Source organism: Desulfosporosinus orientis DSM 765 (genome assembly GCF_000235605.1).
Lineage (GTDB): Bacteria > Bacillota > Desulfitobacteriia > Desulfitobacteriales > Desulfitobacteriaceae > Desulfosporosinus > Desulfosporosinus orientis.
This window is the reverse complement of the sequence record NC_016584.1, coordinates 1,886,234-1,906,481: the sequence shown is the minus strand read 5'-3', so window position 1 is coordinate 1,906,481 and position 20,248 is coordinate 1,886,234. Positions and strand designations below refer to the sequence as shown.

Sequence of the window (20,248 nt, the reverse complement as noted above, 5' to 3'; positions counted from 1 at the left end):
CTAAATCACTTCATTATGCATAATAATACTATCATAACAATTGTTCCAATTGATGAAGGGTGGTACAATATGGATATAGATAGTAACAATATCGAAAGGGATGATCCTATGGCCTTAGCTAAAGCACCTAATAGTAATCTTCAACAAAACACTGCTAATGAGCATAACCAAAAAATCACAAAGGCTATTAAGGAAGTTACTTCTAAACACTCAAAACTACTCAAAAAATTGGCTGAGTAATTATGGAAGATATCGAACTATTATGTATTGATGATATTCTTATTATTCACAAAGAAGCAATTGAAATGTTCGGTGGAAGCTCCGAATATTATCAGGATTCCATAACAAGGGTTAAAAGCATAATAGACCAACAATACCCTCACTTCGATTACGATAAATATCCAACACCTTTTAAGAAAGCCTCCATGCTTTGGTATTTTCTTACCAAGAATCATTGTTTCGTCGATGGAAATAAAAGAGTTGGATTTTATGCTGCGACTGTCCTTCTGAAAATAAACGGCTATTCCGATCTAATCGATGACGATGAAGCATATGAAAAAGCTATTGAAATAACGTGTTTGCACTTAACCGGCGAAGACTTAGACCAATATATAATTGAGCTATCAACATGGCTGGAAAAAAGATTTACTGATTAACGCAGATCCTTAGAGATCTGCTTTTGATTTTTCAAGACCCCTTATATTTACATGCAAGGAACATTTCCGATAACGTCCCGCAAATTACCGAAGTCTGGTTACTACATTCATGTACTCCCATATTTTGGTAATTTGCTGTTATGTGAAGTTTCACCTCTTAATGCAAGCTGATAAATTCTATTGAATTAGCTTATTGTAGTTGATTTATGTAATCTTTAATATTTGTAAGCAGTCAAGTAAAACCAGCAACTTTTCGCCACAAACCATACAACATTTTATTTCTGGGTTATAGTCTTCCTATGTTGGAGTCTGTAGCTGTTGCCCGTCATATTTAAAATCTCGCAGTGGTGGATAAGACGGTCTAAAATCGCAGTTGTAATTGTTGCATCCCCTAAAAAGTCAACCCATTCATCGAATCCTTTGTTTGAGGTAATAATCAGTGATGTTTTCTCGGACATTGAGGACACGAAACCGAAGAATAGGTTGGCTTCTATTGTAGAAAGTGGCATGAAGCCAACTTCATCAATAATAACCAGTGCTGCCGAGTTGAGTATTTTTATTCGTCTCTTACTGGCGGTCGAGATTTGCGAGGTTTTTAGTGTAATTATGAGTTCATCCAAGGTCGTAAAAGCTACGGCATAACCTAGGTTTAAAGCCTGGACCGCTAAGGATAAAGCCAAATGCGTTTTTCCGATACCAGGGGGGCCCAGAAAACAAATGTTGAACGCTTGCTCAACCCAAGTCATATCGGACAATCTTAGCATCTGTTCCTTAGATACGCTGCGTTGGAATCCGAAGTCGAAGGTTTCCAGGGTTTTTTCGGCGGGTAGATTTGCTCTTCTTCTGCGAATTAGATTTTGCTTTTCGGTCCGAAGACGTTGTTGCTCTGAAAGGAAAACCTCAACGCTTTCGAGAGGCGTGAGATTATTCTTTTTAGCATATAGGTTTTCTAAATCAACAGGGACCAAATGCAGTCCCGATACTAATGCATTGACACGTTCAATCCGTTCATTCATGGTTGCCACCTGCCTTTGCATACACATCCAAAGAGCGTTTCTCTGTAGTTACATGGTACTTGTTGTTGCTAACCGGAATAGCATTCAGGACGATTACTTGTTTTGGTTTAGCACTGTGCTCTAAAAAATCCTTTACATACGTTATTCCGAAGAGTTTGCTCACCTCACAATATTTGATGGCATTTAGTACGTCATCAATTCCATATTTATCGCATAATGTTTGCAGCAACCGGAACTGATCACGGGCATAGCGTGCTTTTTCTGTTCGAATTGTCTGCAGAAAATCGGTTGCCTTGAATAATAACAGCTTATCAACAGTAGTTTGAGCTTTATCCATCGAGTCTGTAATATCTCTGGAATGACTGGTGCTCTTAATTAATTGACCTCTGCCGGTTGAGATGGGATGTTCACAGATAAATTCACCGAATACGGTCATAATCGTCAATTTTTCATTCTTCGCTTCAATGCTGACCTCTTTTTGGTTGTTGTATGTACCGAGAGGTAAAGAGTACCGATTGCTGTCGTAGACGATCGTGTTATCTTTCCGAACATTTCTGCAGATGGTTACATCACCATTTAATCGGATGTCCAGCAGAGGTCTTAGGTGTTCACGTTCATCTTCAAACACCTTGGCTGGTATCTTTTTGGTAGTGCCGTGAATTTTCGCATTACCGGTTCTATCCAACCATTTTAGGAACGAACTGTTGAGAACTTCCTCATCAGCAAAAAGTCTGTTTTCAAGGAAATTATACTTGATGAATTTAACCACATTCTCGATCTTACCTTTGCTTTCCGGATCAGCTGCGCGGCAGAGGTATACTTTTAAATTGCATTCTTGCCGGAACTTCTCAAACTCAAAGGTATGAATAATATCTCCATAGTTTTCTGAAACGCTGACGATACTATCCTGATCAAATACCATTTCTAGCGGCATCCCACCTATATATCTAAAGCACTGATGACAGCTTGAAACCAGATCGCTTGTTGTGAATGGCCGAGTTTGAAAGAATGCCCATTTGTAACGTGCATGAGCGAGTACAAAGGCTGCAAAGCGAATCTTTACACGCTGCCCATCAATGGATTGCATCCACTTTTCACCAAAGTCCACCTGTAACTGCTGCCCCATTGGGAGCTCTTCTACAGCCTCATAATCTCTGGGATGATTGGATTTTTTAAGATTATATTCCTCTCGTAACCCTTTGACATAACGGCTGACCGTTCGTTCCTTGATATCCTCTTTGTAATGCTCCTTGAGCCAATCGCATACTTGTGCGGCTGTCATTGTTGGGTATTGTTTCAACCAGCTGATGATAATTTCCTCATATTTTGAAAGTAGCAGTTCTCGGTTAATGCTATACAGCTGTTTGGCGAATTCATCCGCTGTCATGTTCCAATATCTTGTTACGGTTTCCCGATTTATGTTCAGCTGCTTGGCAGCCCGAGATCGAGTGAATCCAATCTCTTTAAGTTGCTGTATCTGTTTATACATCTTAAATCCTTTCATTCTAACAGCTCCTGACCTCTTTGCTAGCCCCTATTCTAACAAAGTCAGATAGCTGTATTTGATTTAAGTTGTATGGTTATTGGCAAAATGTTGTATGGTTTGTGGCAGAAACTTGTATGCTTTCATTGGCGTAAATGTGTATGGTTTAGTTTACCATTCACAATATTCTTGACATCATTTGGTTCAATCCTAATCTTGAATTTTCTCTTTCCTTTTCTATTTAGAATAAGCGTATTAGATTTGATTTCATAATTTGTTATTTGGCTATCAGGTAGAAAGAACGGGAAAGATGGAACCGATATACCTTTTATACCTATATAAATTTTTGATGTGAAAAATATAATCAAGAAACATACTGTTCCCAATATATTTGATATCAAACCATATACGGATAAGTCCGATAAATAGCCTTGGTAGTGAAATGCAATATAGAGTCCTTTGATTCCTTGATATAGAATAAGTATACTAATAATTAAATAGAAATATCTAATCCTCGATAAAGATGCCTTACCAATTAATTCACCAACCATCCTCTTTCTCACGAAAAGAAAAATTATAGCCATCAAAGATATAACCCCAAGAATAATTTGACTACTATAATTAAGATCCAAAAGGCATAACCTCCTCAATAATTTCTTTTTTATCTAACCAGATATGATGTAAAACCATCCTGCTACCTTAACTATATTCTATGACCCTAAGAATTTTCTCCGAAATGAAATTTCACATAACGATGGATTACCGACATGTGTCGTATATCCTCTAATTTCATAGGAGTGTATCCGACACATGTCGGTAATACTCCCTGTAGATGCATGACTTATAATGATAATTTTACAAATGAATTCATCTATAATCTAATCTTCTAATTTCCAACTTCACATTATAGATAAAATCCCTTCCTTCCGCTGAAAACCAGTCGGGAAAGGAATTTATTTTTCCGTTCAAAAAGCATATAAATTTTCTAACAATATCTGCTTGTATAGCCAATGTCCATGATAATTGCTTTAAGAGCAATCGTATAAAACAACTTCTCAAGTTGTATAGATAAGGTGCTGTGTTAGAAAATGATCTTTGTCATTTACCTCAAACTATCTTAACTTCATTATAACTCACCCACCTCCCACATTTTACAAAAAATTAAATATTTTCTTAAGAATCCATCTCTAGAATACTTAACCCCCCCACAAAAAAAGAGCGCCCCCCTCCAGGTTTCTCCAAACCCAAAGCGGCGCGCCCCCCTAACATCCTACCGGACAATCCCCCGATTAACAAAATCCTGCTTAAGCACCTCCAGGCGCCGGGCTCCATCCTGGCGCTTCTGCCTCATTTCATCCTGAATGGCTTTCGTTTCCTCAATCCCTTTGACAATAGTCTGCCAGGACTGCTCTAGGGTTTCGATACTTACGGAGCTGCCCGAGGCCAGCTTAGCCACCATTTTCGACTGCAGGGCGGTATTTTGCGCATTTCTCAGCAATAATTCATTAGTCTTTTCATCCAAAGCGCTCATGGCCTTAGCCTGCACGGACTGGCGCTTGAGCATAATAGCCTGGACCAAACACTGCTTAAAGATAGGTAAGGTGATAACAAAGGCTGAGTTGATTTTGCGAATCAGGTTATAGTTGCCGTATTCAATGGATTTAATGGTAGGCATACTTTGCACCGCCACATTTTCAGCCAGCTGCAGATCATAAATCCGCTGCTCCATAATCTCCTGAACCTGGAGCAAATTATTGACCTGCACCTGGTCCACTTGATTTCCGGTCTGGTTGGCTTTGGCCTGAGCCGCAGGCAGGATGTTGGTTTTGAGCTCTTCCAGGACCACCTGACCGGCATAGATATACTGACCCAACTGCTCATAGTAAACGATATTGCGGTTGAACATCTCATCCAGGTTCTGGTTGGCCTTATTGATTTCCGCCTCATATTGCTTGAGGGTGACAAAAACCTTATCTACCTCATCCCCCATGGAGTTGTACTTCTTAAACAGGGCCTCCACGGTGTTCTTGGCTTTGGAAAACATCTTCTCGAAAAATCCCGGCTGCTTTTCCTCAAAATCCTTAATATCGAACTTCTCCATGATTTTGTTAAGCTGGAGCAGCAGTTCTCCTGAATCCTCAACTTTAGTGGTTTGCATGGATTGCAGGATGGCATCGGAGAACCTGGAGACTTCTTCCGCCGTGTTCTTGCCGAAGGACATAATCGAGCCCACATCTTCAATATTAATCTGGCGGACGATGCTGCGCACTTCAGGGCCGTCCTTCACCTTAGTCATCACTTCATTTTTCTGTTTTTCCAAGTCGAAAACCGGTTCAGGCTGAGGAACTAAACTCTTATCCTCCGTTAACTGCGTGTTAAAACCTTGAATTTCCATTATTCATTCCTCCTCAAATTGTGATGTTAGTGGCGCTTAAAAAAGCGAGATAATAATCCCAGTTTTGTAGAATGGTCTGAAAGGTTATTTAAACTAGGCAGAAGCAAATCATATTTAACCAAAGGCAGCTGGTGCATGTCAAAAAGGCTTTCCTTGAGAAATTGCTCCAGGGTCTGGTAATTCGTAGGGGTAAAGACCAGGATATCCAGACCGATGAGATTGAAATAAGCCAGCAAAATACTGTCGCTTTCATTAAAGGTGTTTTTGTGATTGTCATAGGCGATAAGCTTGGGAATTTCCTGAGGATAATCAAAGACTTCAATCAATTTCAGAAGATCATCGTCCATGGTTAAAATGGTCATCAGGATCTTGAGCTTCAATTTATCGTCCACAGGTTTTAAGAAAACCCCTGATCGGAACAGTTCATTGATTTTGGCGATTAAAAAATGCTGCAGGGAAGCTTTGAGATAGCCAAACTTGTAGTGCCGGTCTCTGACCACCTTCTCTTCATCCACGAAGCCCTCTTTGTCCAGTAAATAATTGGTTTGATAGAGTTCTTGCTTAGTATACCTGATTTCCGTAAAAGGCAGGGTGGCGATGAGCTTAGTATTCGGGGCCGAGGCTAAAACCTTTAAATCCTGCCAGTAATCGTCCAAGTCCTCGGCTGCGCCGTTAATTTTGGCAAAAAGATTGGGCACATAGACTTTGTGATTCTGGACTTTAAATTCCGGCCGCAGCTTGGCCGGCTCCTGCCAAAGGATCTTCAATTCGTCATAGGTGGTCTTTAAGGTGATGGGCTGGGTTCCGTAGCTTTCAAACTGCCAGGGCTTAAATAAACCCACATCCTCGCTGTAAATCACCTCTTCGATTTCCCGGGAGGCGTTATAGGCAATGGTGCTTTTGCGGATTAACCGTTCTCCTTGAGGAAACGCTTCCAAGGGCAGGCTGTGCTTATTTCTGACCAGGTGGGTTAACACGCTGCCCTCGTCAAAGCTCTGCCAGGGTTGATCCCCTTCTTCATCGGAATGAACGAAGAGCACATCGCCGCCTAGCCAGTAAAAGAAGGTCAGCAAATAAATCTCATGAGCTTTAATGTTGCCGTAGAAGAGAATCTTGGGATTCTCCTCGTAATTGTGTTCCAGGATAGGCCGGGAAATCAACTTAGGCAGGTAGCGCCCCAGCCAGCTGATCATTTTCAAGGCAAAATTCAAAACCATGGAGACACTGCAGTTCTCGTGTTTTTCCACAAAGAGGTTGACAATGTCGGCAAAGGCTTTGCGGATGGTATTATCGTAAAGAGCCTGGCCCGTCCTGGGCAGGACCTGAGCCAGGAGAGCCTGCTCAATAATCTCAACATGATTTTGGAAGGAATAGCGTTTAAACTTATCGGGAATGGCAGAACTCTCCCGGGTAGAGGGAGCTGGAATACCTGTCTCAAATTTATAATAAGAACCCCTGGCGGCCAGGGCCTTGTCCATGTTGTACAGGTTATTGAAGTATTCTGCCTCCCAATCATCCAGGGATTCGGGAACTCCGATATACCTCACAAAAAAGGTGGGCAGGATTGGGAAAGGCTTGCCGACAAAGCCGCTGCGTTCCTTAACGGGAACCAGGATTTCCTGGAGAATATTCTCCGTTCTCTTTAATTTCACGACAACCACTTCATCGCTGAGCAAGGAACTGCTCACAGCCTCGGGCACTTTCCTTGGCGGTTCCGGTTGTCTGCTCCCCTGCTGAACCGGGGTCTGACCGGGTCTCAGGCTTTCCTTGGCGCTTGGTCTGGGAAAATCCCCTACAGGAAGCTCTTGAGGATAGCGGATCACCCGTGAATATTCATTGAACTTATCAATATTGTTAAACTTGTCTTTGAAGGAAGTGTTGAATACCAGCACATCCCAGCCCAACAGGCTCATGAGGATCAGGAAATAAACCTCATGCTTGCCGGGACTTCCCCAGTAGATGATTTTCGGATTATGGCCGGATTGTTTAGGGGTTTGTCTGCCATAGTCGCCAAACCATATCAATAGTTTGGTGACAAAGTTTTCGATAATGCTTAAATTAAGACCTTTTTCGTTGGCTACATAAAGATTAAGGATGATCCCCCAGGCATCCTTGATCTTCCGGTTAACCTGGCTGTCCGAACTTAAGGAAAAGTACCCATGGGATTCCAGGACATTTAACAGGGCACCATTGCTGAAATCCTTAAGGGGCATGGGTTCCAGAAGTTTACGGATTCGCTGGATGACTGCAGCGTCTGTGCTCACGGGAATACTTTTATTGAAGAAGGTATAATTCCCCAGTCCCTTTAACTGCCTGTCCAGGGCAGCGATATCTGCGAAGTACCTTTCATCCCCTCGGCAGCCAATCACTCTATAACAATAAACATAAGGATTAACTCCTCTGTCACTCAAAGGAGTAAGAATATCCTTAAATATATCATTAGCTTCTTTTAAGTTTGTTTTCTTGTCCCTGCTGCTCTCCGTACCTGCTCACTCCTTTATTATTCCCAGGACTCCCATACTTCAGGTGCATAGCCTACCGTGGCCTGTTTGCCGTTACGCACGATGGGAGTTCTCAAGAGACCGGGATTGTTTAAGAGCAATTCTTCCTGAAGATTCGGGGAAATTATGCGATCCATATTTAAACGCTTGTATTCTTTAGCCTGAGGATTAATCAGGTTTTTTAATCCTACAGCGTTTTTAACACTCTGGAGCTCTCCCTTGCTTAAGCTGCGGATGGAGAAATCCACGTATTGATAGTTTATCCTGCGCTCTTTAAAGTATCGTTCCGCTTTCTTGGTATCAAAACATTTCTTGACTCCGAAGATTTGAATATTCATCCTTTAGACGTCTGCTCCTTAATGAATGATATAATTTAATTATGACTAAATTTTTTCCATGTGATACTTCCATTTTCTATATTATTCTACAATAAGACAGGAATCCCTTCATAATCGCCAGATAATGGCGCAATGAATAAACAAACGCCCCTAACCGCTATGGCTAGGGGCATTTGCAGCGTTTTAGTATCTTATTTCAGATCAATAATTGCCACGGTGCACCTGGAAACACAAATGAGTCTTTCCTCATCATCACTGATTTTAATATCCCAAACCATCGTCCTTCTCCCTTTATGTAAGGGAACCGCCACAGCCCTAACCAGGCCCTCGCTTATTCCCCGCAGGTGATTAGCGTTTATTTCCAATCCTACGGCCTGCTGGTGATCCCGGTCTATCAAATTGTACGTGCCCACACTGGCCACAGTTTCTGCCAAGGCAACAGAGGCTCCTCCATGAAGCCTTCCAAAGGGCTGCCTGGTAGCGCCCATGACAGGCATTGTCGCCACAACCCGGTCTTCCTCCAGTTCAACAATTTCGATACCCAAGGTCTCCATTAAAGTATCTTTTAGAATCTTTCCTGAAACCATTAGACCCTTAAGCCTCCCTCTATTAATTCCTGAAAATAAATCAAGATTTATATTTTCTTTATTCTTACTAAATTAGGCCCTTCTATTATATGATTTACGACCAAGTGCTTCAATAACCTATTTTGTCCCCTTTCTTTATAACTCAACTTTCGAGTAAATCATTAATCCATCATTTTTTGTTTGCTTTCTACGTAAGCACTTAACTTGTAATAACCCCATGTTGCTACTAAATACCAAATAATAAAATCAATCAAGTGGATATAAAACCTACCTAAAACGGAATAAAACACGCCCAAATCCTGAATAAGACCAGCATATAAAATGCTGAAAACAATTGCTGCAGTTACATATACATAAAGCAATAGCTTTTGTTTTGGCAAAAAGTAAAAATACATAATAAAGAAAAGAGCCCAGTCAAGAGGAGTAAATATAGTTATTCCATGATACCCAAGAGGCCCGAAATTGGTCCAGCCAAAAAATCCGGTAAGACCTCCATAAATAAGCATCAAAAAGTCCATACCTGCACCAAAGATAATTCCGTAAATAGACAATCGACGTATTTCTTCTTTAGGAACAGTCAAAATAAGAATTAATCCAAAAAAAGCAGTTAATATAAGATAAATAAAATATCGCGGCATCCAATTCCTCCAGTAATCTGTTACTGACTTTATAAGTTATTATTGTATATTTTTTGTTAAATGGATGATTATTTATTCATATTTTTTGAGAGACTGCCCGAATCGGCAAAATTTAATCTATATAGTAACAGCGAGACTATTTAACCCTAATAATTCTCATCAAAAAGACAGTTTATTTAAGCCAGAAGGGGGCGTAACGAAACTTTTGTTTCGATTACGCCCCCTCATTTATTTTATATACTCAACTTTCGCACAGAGACTCTGCTCGGCCGCTTTCTAATTAAGCTGTACAAATTACGGCCTTGGAAAACTAACTGAAAAATGATTTGGAAGACAGCGAAACTCGAGACCCCATAAGACTTGCGGATTCCTGTTGTCATAAGAAGTTGACTCAATCAAGGCTCTCAATTAATTTCCGATCATAGCCACATGTGAGTAAATAATCAATCAACCTGTTTTTTAATTCCATGGACATTTCAGGCTGGCAATAACCAGCCAGCATCTTGTCCATCTTAATTCTAATATTATCCATCAGCTTTTGATCAGGATCCCCCGTTACCGCGCCTCGTAAGCTAACATCAGGCAGAAAGGGCTCTTTCCTGAAATGTTTCATGGTATGGTCTGTGGTTAAAAACTGCCCTGCCGGGCCTACCTCATTAATAACATCTACTGCCAGTGTTTGGGTGTCTACCTTTACTCCGTTAACATAACGTTTAACCATCCCGATAATTTCCAAGTCAACAATAAATTTCTCATAGCACATCGCGTTATAGCTATCCATAATACCGGCACTTTGAAAGATCAGATTTGTTTTCGCCGAGTAGCTGGCCAGTAAGGTTAACATGCTCTCAAACCCTGCTTGGACTGACAAAGTCTTCGCATCCGTCAGCGAACCGCCGCCCCGGCAAGGAAGCCCATAGCACTTAGCCAAACGAGCGGCGTACTGGTAGGCTAAAGCTCCTTCAGGTGCACCTATGGCAATACTTCCTGTCCTCATGTCGGAGGTGGTTGATTGGGAACCGTAAACTACTGGGGTGCCTTCATTAATCATTTGAGCGACTGCAATCCCTGCCAGTACCTCAGCATTAGTCAAGGCAATTGCAGCTGCAAGAGTCACAGGTGCTGTTGTTCCGGCCATGGAAGCGGCAGCAATAACTACAGGTTGTTTGTATCTATTAAACACCATCATTGTTTCCAACATCTTTGTATCAAACTGCAGAGGGGTATTCGTGTTGACAATTGCCATACTTCTTGGCTTTTCCGCCAGAGCTTTCTTGCCGCCAAACACTATTCCCAGCATATCCATCAATTGTTCGACTTCCTCAGCGTTACCCGTACCTGTAACAATCGCCTTATCCGAATAGAGCAAGGTTGCATAAAGCAGCAAGGGAATTGTTGACTGGCCGATATCAGTAGGCTGAACAACACCGCCGCCATTTGCCTTGTAAAGGCTGGACTGGTGATAAAGCTTTAGAAATTTGACATAGTCACTCATTGAAGCGTCACGTTTCTTCCCATTAACTTCACAAACGAAAGGTGATCCTGACGCTGGGCAAACTTCAACGTTGTCACCACCAACTTCAAAATCATAATTTTGATTTCTTGCATACATTTTGAATTTGCCAGGAGCTTTACTAACCCATTCCATAACCTGTTCACGAGTAAAGAAAGCAGTGCGGCCTTCAGTACGGATGCCCTTTTGCTGCATAATTTCTATGACTTTAGGATGATGAAAGATCATACCTGTTTGTTCCAAAATCACCATCGATGCTTCATGGATTCCCCTCAGATCCTTGTCCATTTTCCCCAATTCAATCACTTGAGAACCCTCCAATACATGATTTGGTATAACTCACTGCAACCATATATTATCTAGCGTAAGATATAAACCATTGTACACTAAATCCTGTAAGTATTGTCTATATCCTATCAATTTGCTAATCAATGTGCTAGTGCTATTCAAATTTGGCATACCATTTTTTTAGTTCCATGAGGATAACCCGATCCAGTTGGGGAACCTGATGATTATCCATTATATTTATAATCTTATCTTTGACTCTTCCTTTGACTTGAGATTCGTTGCTGTTCTGCATATTCCGGCTAAATAGGTCTGGATACCATACTTTCCTGAAATTTCGCAAAGTGTGTATATTCGTCAGATAATGCCCTCCCGGTCCTGCTTCCTTAATGACATCTAAGGCTAGTTCCTCCCCATTGACCTCAACACCTTGAGTATAGTGTTTTAATCCCTCGATTATCTCATCAGCCAATACCACTAATTCCGGTGAGACACTATTGCAGTGGTCCATAATTCCAACATCATGAACAATATGGGCTTTACTCAGCATTGCAGAAAAAAGCTCCATAGTCGTTTCGGTTACTGCCTGTTCGTCCAATACTTTGGCATCCGTACATCCAGCTGTTCCAAAAAACGGTATCCCATAATACCCAGCTAAATCGGAGGAAGCGGCTACTAACAAATGAAACTCAGGTGCCCCATAACTGCCGATAGTTGTCCGCATATCGAAAACCGAAGGCATAGAACCGTAAATGAAGGGAGCTCCTTCGCAAACCAGCTGAGTAATAACCAGCCCTATTAACATATCGGCGTTACACTGAGCTAACGTTGCTGCAAAGCTCATGGGAGACGTTCCGCCCATCATACAATAGGGCATATAAACCACCGGAATCCGGTTCTCCGCGCTGATATACAGCTTTTCTGTACTCTCCTGGGGATGTGCAAGAGGCGGAATTGGATCACATAGGTAACTAATAAAGGGCTTTTCTTGAAGCCGCTGTAACCCCCCGGCCACAATGGCAGCAATCTCGATGATATCCTTTAAGGATTCAATATCATTGGTAGAAAAATTAATGGTTTTACTAAAATTAGTAACCGTTTCCAAAAAGGTAATTTGAGACTGTACTTCCGGTCTTACATCCGCAGACATCCCCACTGACAAAACAAAGTGAATGTTGGGCAGGAAGTCGGCTATTTTACACATCATAGCCGTGTCTTTTCTGAGAAATTTGCGAACACTTCCCGACAACGGATCAACTATCTCCAATTGATCGGCATGGGTGCCAAAGTAAACCGGATTATCCTGGTCTATCTTCATGGAAAGCTCGCCATCCCGTGTATAAAGAAGCAATTCCTTAGGGACGCTTTTCAGGGCCTTTTCCACAAGCCCCCGGGGAATCCTGGTCAACCCGTCGCTGGTTGTTTCAGCGCCATTGTCCTGCAGCAGCTTAAGCGCCCTTGTGCCTCCAATTTTCATGCCCACGTTTTCCATCAGATACAGGCTGGCCTCATGAATTTGCTCCACCTTTTCCTGGTCGAGTATGGTCAACGACAAATTACGTTTTATTGATGGGCCCATTTTCTTCCCCCCTTTGAGTGGTCACCGACAGCTTTAGCGGCATGGGGGGCTACTCAAACTTCGCAAACCATTTTTCAAGTTCCCTGAGAATAGCCTGATCCAATTGAGGAACCTGATGATTCTCCATTATATTTTTAATCTTATCTTTGACTCTTCCCTTGACTTGAGATTCGTTACTGTTCTGCATATCCCGGCTAAAAAGGTCCGGATACCATACTTTCCTGAAGTTACTTAAAGTGTGCATATTCGTCAGATAATGCCCTCCCGGTCCTACCTCCTTAATGACTTCTAGGGCTAGCTCCTCCCCATTGACCTCAACACCTTGAGTATAGTGTTTTAATCCCTCGATTATCTCATCAGCCAACACCACTAATTCCGGGGAAACACTGTTGCAGTGGTCCATTACTCCAATATCATGGATTATATGGGCTTTGCTGAGCATTGTAGAAAAAAGCTCCATTGTCGTTTCGGTTACCGCCTGTTCGTCCAATACTTTGGCATCCGTGCATCCGGCTGTTCCAAAAAAGGGTATCCCATAATACGCCGCTAATTCGGAGGAAGCAGCTACTAACAAATGAAACTCAGGTGCCCCATAACTGCCGATAGTTGTCCGCATATCGAAAACCGAAGGCATGGAACCGTAAATGAAGGGAGCTCCTTCAGAAACCAGCTGGGTAATAACCAGCCCTGTTAACATATCGGCGTTACACTGGGCTAACGTCCCCGCAAAGCTCATGGGAGAGGTTCCGCCCATCATACAATAGGGCATATAGACCACCGGAATACGATTCTCCGCGCTGATATACAGCTTTTCTGTACTCTCCTGGGGATGGACAAGAGGCGGAATCGGCTCGCAATAGTTAAAAATAAAGGGCTTTTCTTGAAGCCGCTGTAACCCCCCGGCCACAATGGCAGCGATCCCGATGATATCCTTTAAGGATTCAATATCATTGGTAGAAAAATTAATGGTTTTACTAAAATTAGTGACCGTCTCCAAAAAGGTGATTTGAGACTGTACTTCCGGTCTTACATCCGCAGACATCCCCACTGACAAGATAAAGTGAATGTTGGGCAGGAAGTCGGCTAATTTACACATCATAGCCGTGTCTTTTCTGAGAAATTTACGAACACTTCCCGACAACGGATCAACTATCTCCAATTGATCGGCATGGGTGCCAAAGTAAACCGGATTATCCCGGTCTATCTTCATGGAAAGCTCACCATCCCGTGTATAAAGAAGCAATTCCTTAGGGACGCTTTTCAGGGCCTTTTCCACAAGCCCCCGGGGAATCGTGGTTAAACCTTCGCTGGTCGTTTTAGCGCCATTGTCCTGCAGCAGCTTAAGCGCCCTTGTGCCTCCGATTTTCATACCCACGTTTTCCATTAGATACAGGCTGGCCTCGTGAATTTGCTCCACCTTTTCCTGGTCGAGTATGGTTAACGACAAGTTACGTTTCATTAGCGCGCTCATTTTGTTACCCCCAATTTGAATTATTCATTGGTGACAATCGATTAGACATTTCCATAATAGTCTCGATGAACAACCACGGAGTAAGCATAGTCCAGTAATGTTCCCCAGCTGAAAATCGGCAGGTCTACTTCTCTTTGAATTGCTCGGGCAAAGGGCTGCATCCCTGTACACTCTAAGACAATTGCGCCGATATCCTCATGTTTTTCCTTAAACTTTTTGGCTGCTTCAATCATTTGCAGCTCTGCCTTGTCGTAATAGGCATTGGGATATGTAGGCCGCTTCTCAGGATTCCATAAATTATCGAACTCAGTACAACCGTACTCATCCTGAGCCCCACCAATAACATAATTACTATCCCTTCTAATACCGACGTTCTCCAAATGTTCTGCTTCTAAAAACTTCTTCTGGGCGCAGATTATTCCGACTTTCTGCCGGGGGCTAATAACCTGCTGCGCAAGGGGAACTTGCATCAAACTTGACATAAATACCGGTATCTCAACAGCTGCTGCTACATTCTTTTGGAAAAAAGCAAAGTATCCACATTCCGCTGCGATCGCTCTGCAGCCCATCCGCTCTAACTTTTTTGCTGCAGCTATAACCGCTTCCCGGCATTTTCCCGGATCCTTATCATAAACGAGGGTCTTGTTTGTTACACCTTCTGCAATTTCATACTGTATTGGGTATGAAAAAGCACTTGCATTACGATTGTCCCCTGGGAAGCCAGGATAGGCGTCGTTTAATAAAATCATTCCAAGTCCCATACCATAACAAACATGGCTTTTCCTCGTTTTAATATGGTTAATACCCATATCTCGATTTTGCCCTAAAAACATTTTGATCCCTCCAGATGTTGATGATTCAGACAATACCCATGTACATTTTCCTTATGTGATCATCCCCTTGCAGCTGGCTGCTTGAACCCTCCATGACTATTCGTCCCTGTTCCATGACGTAGGCACGGTCGGCAACTGTTAAAGTTGTGTTTACATTCTGCTCTACAATTAAGACTGTAACTTTCTCTGAACTCAATCTCTTGATGGTCTCGAAGACGGCGAGAACATTCTGAGGAGCTAACCCCATCGACGGTTCATCCAGAATCAACATTTTTGGGTTTGACATTAAACCTCGAGCAATGGCAAGCATCTGCCTTTCCCCGCCGCTCATAGTACCTGCATATTGTTTCTTTCTTTCGGCTAAGCGTGGAAATAAGTCAAAGACACGAGAAAATGTTTCTTTAATGGTCTTTTTATCCCGGATTGTATAGGCCCCCAACATGAGATTTTCCATAACCGTCATCGCAGGAAACAAATTTCGCTCCTCCGGGACGAAGGCTAATCCCACTTTTGTCAATTCATGGATTGGTTTACCGGTGATGTCTTGTCCGAGGAAATGGATTTTCCCTTTATTAACCGATACTAAATTCATAATGCTCTTAAGCATCGTCGTTTTACCAGCTCCATTAGGCCCCAGGACGGCTACAACCTCACCTATGCCAACGTTCATCGAAACATCCCATAGCACTTGAAGATTGTCATATGAAGCATCAATTCCGCTAATCTCCAGCATTTTCTTCACCTCCAAGTAAGACTATTTATGGAAATTCAACTCAATTCAATATGTTAGAGTACATATTTGGTACCCAGATAGGCTTCTAATACTTTCTGATTCTCGATAGTTTCCTGTGGGGTGCCTTCAGCAATCTTCTCTCCAAAACAGAGAACCGCAATCTTGTCGCATACATCCATAATAAGTTTCATCAAGTGCTCAACCATAATGATGGACGTTCCGTTATCCCGGATTTTTCTGATTAAAATGGTTAAATCAATTAATTCTCCAGGAGTTAAACCTGCTGCTACTTCATCTAACAAGAGAAGCTTACAGTTTGTCGCTAAAGCCCTGGCTAACTCCAGTCTTTTTAATTGTATGGTGTTCAAGTTCCCCGCCAATGTATCATGTGACAGAGGGAACTCCACAAAATTTAGCATTTCTGCAGCTTTCTTGGCCGGCTTATCCACAGGCCGCCGGCTTCCAAAGACGGAACCAACCATGACATTTTCCAAAACACTCATATTGGGGAAGGAGTGGACTATTTGGAAGGTTCTGGCCATACCAATATGACAAATCTTGTCTGCTCTAAGCCCTGTTATATCCTGACCTTTAAAAAAAACCTTGCCCGCCTCTGGCGGATGCACTCCGGCGATAGTATTTAACAGCGTTGTCTTGCCTGCTCCATTGGGACCAATCAATCCGTATATCTGCCCCTCTTCAACCTGCAGGCTTACCTCATTAACCGCCTTTAATCCCCCAAACCTTTTACAAACGCCGATCGTTTCCAATATCATAGCTACCACCAGCTTCTTATTAATTTTCCGTAGGATCATGAGTGACAGAGTGGGAGGACGCAGGTAAAACTCCCTGTTACGTCCTCAACACTCACATCCCATCTTTTATTGATTCGGTATTTTTAAGTCTGCATTTTTATAAGCATCAGGCCAAACAACACTGCCTTTTCCCCCAAAGTATTGAACCACAGGAAACATGTAATGATCTTGGTCAATTACAGGATCAGGGAAGGTCTCCGGAGTATATTTATATTCTTTCATAAGCAAGCCGTCAGTGTAAGTAAGCTGACCTGTCATCACTTTTTCTTTGCCTTCTTTAAATAAGTTTTCTGTAGTAATCGATCCGTAGTCCTTTTCAGTGGCTTCCAAAACTTTAATCATGAACTTACTGTAGTCATAGGACATACCTGCTACTGCGGCCCCAGGTTCATAGCCATATTTAGCCTTAAAATCAGCTTGGAATTTTTTCGCTTCAGGTGTGGTCCATTGGGGAATTTGATCGATTACGTAATCTGAAGCATCACCCGTCAGCTTATACCATTCACCTACCCAGCCTAATCCGTCACTGGCAATAATACTTTTCAGCCCGACTTCTTTGGACTGTTTAATCAGTGAGGATACTGAAGAAGGATCGGACATAGTCCCGGCTACCATGGAGACATTTAAGCCTTTCAATTTATTTAATAAAGGATAGAAATCCGTCTCTCCCAGCCCCACCCATTCAGTAGAAACTACCTCCCAGCCGGCAGCTTTGTACTGTTCCGCCAGGGCTGCGCAAAAACCTCTGCCCCAGTCATTGTCTACCCCAAATAAGGCGACTTTCTTATTGGCCGGTTTCCAAAGACCTTTATTGATTGCCTCTTCCACAGCCTTAACATAACCTATACTTAACTTTTCCGGTGTCGGCCAGGCTTTGCCCAGCCAGTATTCATATTTCCCCGGATCAGATTTATATTTTTGATTCACGACATCTGTAGCTCCGTAACTGAAAAAATGAGGCATTTTATATTTGGCGGCTACTTCCATGCAGGAAACGGATACCCAACTGTGCCAGTCCATAAATCCTACCGTAATCTTGTCATTAACAATGGCGCTTTCGTAAGCCCGGGCAGCTTTTTCTGCATCGGATTCACTGTCAATCCATTTGAACTCAATGGGATGTTCTCCCACTTTATTATTTATTTCACTAAAGGCCATTGTAATCGAATCCTTAAATTCTTGCCCTGTTCTGGCTGCAGGTCCTGTAAATGGGGAGATCACCCCGATTTTTATGATACTGTTGGGCTCTACCGCCTGGGGTGCCGGATCACTAGTTTGCTTTGTGCCGCATCCTGTCAAAGTAAGACTGAGGACTAACACTGCCGATGCCACGGCAGCAATCTTTTTGCCTGACTTTTTTAAACTAAACAGATTCAAATTAATGACCTCCTTAATATTAATTTGCAGCGTTTACTAGTTTTAACGTTAATTTTTCATTTCTGCCCTGCCTCCTCTTTCTTCTCCCCCCTTCTTCACTCTTTGACCTTTCTCAAAGAAACTTTCTCCTAATAGATTGAAGAATTTGTTGTAAAGGCCGGCCAATCCATTAGGGAAAAAAATCATAACCATAATCATCAGGACGCCGTAGATTAATAATCGTAATTCCAAAAGGCCTTTTAGATATTCCATTCCAGGAATCATGATTAACCCCGCAACTAAACCGCCCCAAATTGTTCCTCTGCCGCCAACATAGGAAAGGACCATTATTTCAACAGTATGGCTGGTATTCATAACCGTTGGCGTGATAATGCCGACAAAATGAGCATAAAAGCCTCCCAGTACCCCCGCAATTGCACAGGAGATCGTAAAATTCATGATTTTATATTTAGTCACGTTGATTCCTGAGGCTTGGGCGGCTTGAATATCCTGGCCAATGGCTCTAAAAGCAGTGCCGATATGGGAGTTAATAATGACCCTTAAGCCCACGTAAGTTAAAATTGTCATAACGAAGATTGTGTAATAATAGCCGATATTTTCAGTGGTGTGAAAAAGCGGCGGCACACTGAGCCCCGACGTTCCTCTTGTCAATTCCACCCAGTTAGCTGTCACCGCAAACATAGCTAAGGCCACAAACCAGGTCATGCAAGAAGCAAAGATCCCTGCCAAACGTAAGGTGAGAAAACCTAACCCAAGACCCAATAATCCTGCAAAAACCCCCCCTGCCAACATGCCCAGCCAGGGTGAGACACCTAATTTAACTGCAAGAAGTGCTGAAGTATAGGCACCGACACCCCAAAAAGCCGCGTAACCGAAATTGTTGATATTGATAAAACCGGCGGTGAAGTCAAAAGCCATTGCCAAGGCACCCAGCATAAGAGCAGAAATCAGAAGACGCGTAATAACTTCATCCTGTATAACAAGCGGGAATACTGCAAGCGCAAAAAGCATAGCCATCCCGAAAGGTGTGAGTCCGAACTTCCGTAGGAATCTCATACCTTTTCTAAAACCCCTCTCTGCCTTTTCCACCCTCATCCCTCCAATCATAGATAATAATCACTCAGAAATACTTTTTACCCCTTTTTTGGCAAATAGCCCTCTAGGCTTAAAGATAAGAATCAAAATGATAATCGCCAGGCTGACAACATCCTGCCATCCTGCACCAAATTTCATATAGGAGAATGTTTCCAGCAATCCTACAATCAAGCCGCCATAGATACTGGCTCCTACATTCCCCATTCCAACCAGTATCAGTACAAACCAGGATTTGTAGAGGGGCTGCAGACCCATAAATGGGTAGGCCGGTGAAATGGAGAGCAAGATGGCCCCAGCCAGCCCCGCAAGCAGACAACTTAAAGCAAAGGTAAGGGTATGAATAACATTCAAATTAACTCCGACAATACTCGCGCCAGTCTCATCCTGGGAAACTGCACGGATGGCCCGTCCCATTCTCGTTTTATTTAAGAACAGCCAAAATACGGCAATCGTTAACATTGCGATACTAAACCCAACAACACGGTCATTGGAGATTTTGAAGCTGTCAATACTGATATTTCCTGGCCAATATTGGGTAATTCCGCGATAGGTATTTCCCCAAAGCATCTTAGCGCCGTTTTGAAGGACAATGGATATACCTAAGGTTAAGAGAAAGGTATTCATGATCCAGTTTTTCTTGGATCGTTTTCGTAAGGGATAGAACAGCGTCTTTTCCATGACAGCTCCTATAATCAGCGTACCTAGAGCGGCACATAGAATACTGGAGACCGGGCCGAAATGAAAATTAGTGTAGGCGAAATAGGAAAAATAAGCACCAAGCATGTAAAACTCTCCATGAGCAAAATTAGGGATATTCATTACCCCAAAGACTACGGAAAGCCCTACTGCCATTAGTGCATACAGCCCTCCTCTAAGGAGCCCTGTCAATACAATGTTGAACAATTGTATTGGATCCATATCGTTGTGTACCTC

Annotated in this window: 18 protein-coding genes and 1 pseudogene; 2 read left to right on the top strand and 17 right to left on the bottom strand. The window is 42.5% G+C overall.

Features of this window, described 5'->3' with window-relative positions:
- Positions 1-69: 69 nt before the first annotated feature.
- Complete coding sequence (locus DESOR_RS29645) at positions 70-240, top strand: hypothetical protein (RefSeq protein WP_014184246.1); 171 nt, start codon at positions 70-72, stop codon at positions 238-240.
- A gap of 2 nt (positions 241-242) precedes the next feature.
- Positions 243-656 (top strand): type II toxin-antitoxin system death-on-curing family toxin, encoded by a 414-nt coding sequence (locus tag DESOR_RS08780; RefSeq protein WP_014184245.1) that lies wholly within the window; start codon positions 243-245, stop codon positions 654-656.
- Positions 657-931: 275 nt separating this feature from the next.
- On the opposite strand, the gene istB is transcribed toward DESOR_RS08780, so the two are convergent.
- The 17 genes and pseudogenes from istB to DESOR_RS08695 all read right to left on the bottom strand — a co-directional run bounded on the left by istB (position 932) and on the right by DESOR_RS08695 (position 20,233).
- Positions 932-1,672 carry an IS21-like element helper ATPase IstB gene (gene istB / locus DESOR_RS08775; RefSeq protein ID WP_014183191.1) on the bottom strand — a complete coding sequence of 247 codons (741 nt, stop codon included), beginning with the start codon at positions 1,670-1,672 and terminating at the stop codon, positions 932-934.
- The gene (gene istA, locus DESOR_RS08770; protein WP_014183190.1) at positions 1,665-3,176 is read right to left on the bottom strand and encodes an IS21 family transposase; all 1,512 of its coding nucleotides are present in this window, start codon (positions 3,174-3,176) and stop codon (positions 1,665-1,667) included. Before istA ends, istB begins: the two co-directional genes overlap by 8 nt.
- Positions 3,177-4,425: 1,249 nt before the next feature.
- Positions 4,426-5,550, bottom strand: coding sequence for a toxic anion resistance protein (locus DESOR_RS08760; RefSeq protein WP_014184243.1), 1,125 nt, complete (start codon positions 5,548-5,550; stop codon positions 4,426-4,428).
- Between the two features lie 26 nt (positions 5,551-5,576).
- Positions 5,577-7,961, bottom strand: a complete 2,385-nt coding sequence (locus tag DESOR_RS08755; protein WP_014184242.1) for a YceG family protein — start codon at positions 7,959-7,961, stop codon at positions 5,577-5,579.
- Positions 7,962-8,050: 89 nt separating this feature from the next.
- Positions 8,051-8,389 carry an arsenate reductase family protein gene (locus DESOR_RS08750; protein ID WP_014184241.1) on the bottom strand — a complete coding sequence of 113 codons (339 nt, stop codon included), beginning with the start codon at positions 8,387-8,389 and terminating at the stop codon, positions 8,051-8,053.
- A 191-nt stretch (positions 8,390-8,580) separates the two neighbouring features.
- Positions 8,581-8,976 (bottom strand): hotdog fold thioesterase, encoded by a 396-nt coding sequence (locus tag DESOR_RS08745; protein ID WP_014184240.1) that lies wholly within the window; start codon positions 8,974-8,976, stop codon positions 8,581-8,583.
- A gap of 161 nt (positions 8,977-9,137) precedes the next feature.
- A complete protein-coding gene (locus DESOR_RS08740; protein ID WP_014184239.1) occupies positions 9,138-9,614 on the bottom strand; it encodes a hypothetical protein in 477 nt (158 codons plus the stop codon).
- 253 nt (positions 9,615-9,867) lie between these two features.
- Positions 9,868-10,009, bottom strand: a pseudogene (locus DESOR_RS28735) (IS4 family transposase); the annotation flags it as partial.
- Complete coding sequence (locus tag DESOR_RS08735) at positions 10,006-11,433, bottom strand: trimethylamine methyltransferase family protein (protein ID WP_014184238.1); 1,428 nt, start codon at positions 11,431-11,433, stop codon at positions 10,006-10,008. The pseudogene DESOR_RS28735 and the gene DESOR_RS08735, both read right to left, overlap by 4 nt.
- Positions 11,434-11,569: 136 nt before the next feature.
- Positions 11,570-12,991 carry a trimethylamine methyltransferase family protein gene (locus tag DESOR_RS08730; protein WP_014184237.1) on the bottom strand — a complete coding sequence of 474 codons (1,422 nt, stop codon included), beginning with the start codon at positions 12,989-12,991 and terminating at the stop codon, positions 11,570-11,572.
- 49 nt (positions 12,992-13,040) lie between these two features.
- A complete protein-coding gene (locus tag DESOR_RS08725) occupies positions 13,041-14,462 on the bottom strand; it encodes a trimethylamine methyltransferase family protein (protein WP_014184236.1) in 1,422 nt (473 codons plus the stop codon).
- Positions 14,463-14,503: 41 nt separating this feature from the next.
- Complete coding sequence (locus tag DESOR_RS08720) at positions 14,504-15,295, bottom strand: aspartate/glutamate racemase family protein (RefSeq protein WP_014184235.1); 792 nt, start codon at positions 15,293-15,295, stop codon at positions 14,504-14,506.
- A gap of 25 nt (positions 15,296-15,320) precedes the next feature.
- Positions 15,321-16,028: an ABC transporter ATP-binding protein gene (locus DESOR_RS08715; RefSeq protein ID WP_014184234.1), complete on the bottom strand. Its 708-nt coding sequence runs from the start codon at positions 16,026-16,028 to the stop codon at positions 15,321-15,323.
- A gap of 53 nt (positions 16,029-16,081) precedes the next feature.
- On the bottom strand, positions 16,082-16,843 hold the full coding sequence (locus DESOR_RS08710; protein WP_242832474.1) for an ABC transporter ATP-binding protein: 762 nt from the start codon (positions 16,841-16,843) through the stop codon (positions 16,082-16,084).
- 66 nt (positions 16,844-16,909) lie between these two features.
- The gene (locus DESOR_RS08705) at positions 16,910-18,220 is read right to left on the bottom strand and encodes an ABC transporter substrate-binding protein (RefSeq protein WP_014184232.1); all 1,311 of its coding nucleotides are present in this window, start codon (positions 18,218-18,220) and stop codon (positions 16,910-16,912) included.
- Positions 18,221-18,268: 48 nt separating this feature from the next.
- Positions 18,269-19,309: a branched-chain amino acid ABC transporter permease gene (locus DESOR_RS08700; protein WP_014184231.1), complete on the bottom strand. Its 1,041-nt coding sequence runs from the start codon at positions 19,307-19,309 to the stop codon at positions 18,269-18,271.
- Between the two features lie 27 nt (positions 19,310-19,336).
- On the bottom strand, positions 19,337-20,233 hold the full coding sequence (locus DESOR_RS08695) for a branched-chain amino acid ABC transporter permease (protein ID WP_014184230.1): 897 nt from the start codon (positions 20,231-20,233) through the stop codon (positions 19,337-19,339).
- Between the last annotated feature and the right edge of the window lie 15 nt (positions 20,234-20,248).

Coding starts and splice junctions, on each gene's coding strand:
- DESOR_RS29645 (WP_014184246.1), top strand. CDS start 70: ATGGATATAGATAGTAACAATATCGAAAGGGATGATCCTATGGCCTTA.
- DESOR_RS08780 (WP_014184245.1), top strand. CDS start 243: ATGGAAGATATCGAACTATTATGTATTGATGATATTCTTATTATTCAC.
- istB (WP_014183191.1), bottom strand. CDS start 1,672: ATGAATGAACGGATTGAACGTGTCAATGCATTAGTATCGGGACTGCAT.
- istA (WP_014183190.1), bottom strand. CDS start 3,176: ATGAAAGGATTTAAGATGTATAAACAGATACAGCAACTTAAAGAGATT.
- DESOR_RS08760 (WP_014184243.1), bottom strand. CDS start 5,550: ATGGAAATTCAAGGTTTTAACACGCAGTTAACGGAGGATAAGAGTTTA.
- DESOR_RS08750 (WP_014184241.1), bottom strand. CDS start 8,389: ATGAATATTCAAATCTTCGGAGTCAAGAAATGTTTTGATACCAAGAAA.
- DESOR_RS08745 (WP_014184240.1), bottom strand. CDS start 8,976: ATGGTTTCAGGAAAGATTCTAAAAGATACTTTAATGGAGACCTTGGGT.
- DESOR_RS08740 (WP_014184239.1), bottom strand. CDS start 9,614: ATGCCGCGATATTTTATTTATCTTATATTAACTGCTTTTTTTGGATTA.
- DESOR_RS08730 (WP_014184237.1), bottom strand. CDS start 12,991: ATGGGCCCATCAATAAAACGTAATTTGTCGTTGACCATACTCGACCAG.
- DESOR_RS08725 (WP_014184236.1), bottom strand. CDS start 14,462: ATGAGCGCGCTAATGAAACGTAACTTGTCGTTAACCATACTCGACCAG.
- DESOR_RS08720 (WP_014184235.1), bottom strand. CDS start 15,295: ATGTTTTTAGGGCAAAATCGAGATATGGGTATTAACCATATTAAAACG.
- DESOR_RS08715 (WP_014184234.1), bottom strand. CDS start 16,028: ATGCTGGAGATTAGCGGAATTGATGCTTCATATGACAATCTTCAAGTG.
- DESOR_RS08710 (WP_242832474.1), bottom strand. CDS start 16,843: ATGATCCTACGGAAAATTAATAAGAAGCTGGTGGTAGCTATGATATTG.
- DESOR_RS08695 (WP_014184230.1), bottom strand. CDS start 20,233: ATGGATCCAATACAATTGTTCAACATTGTATTGACAGGGCTCCTTAGA.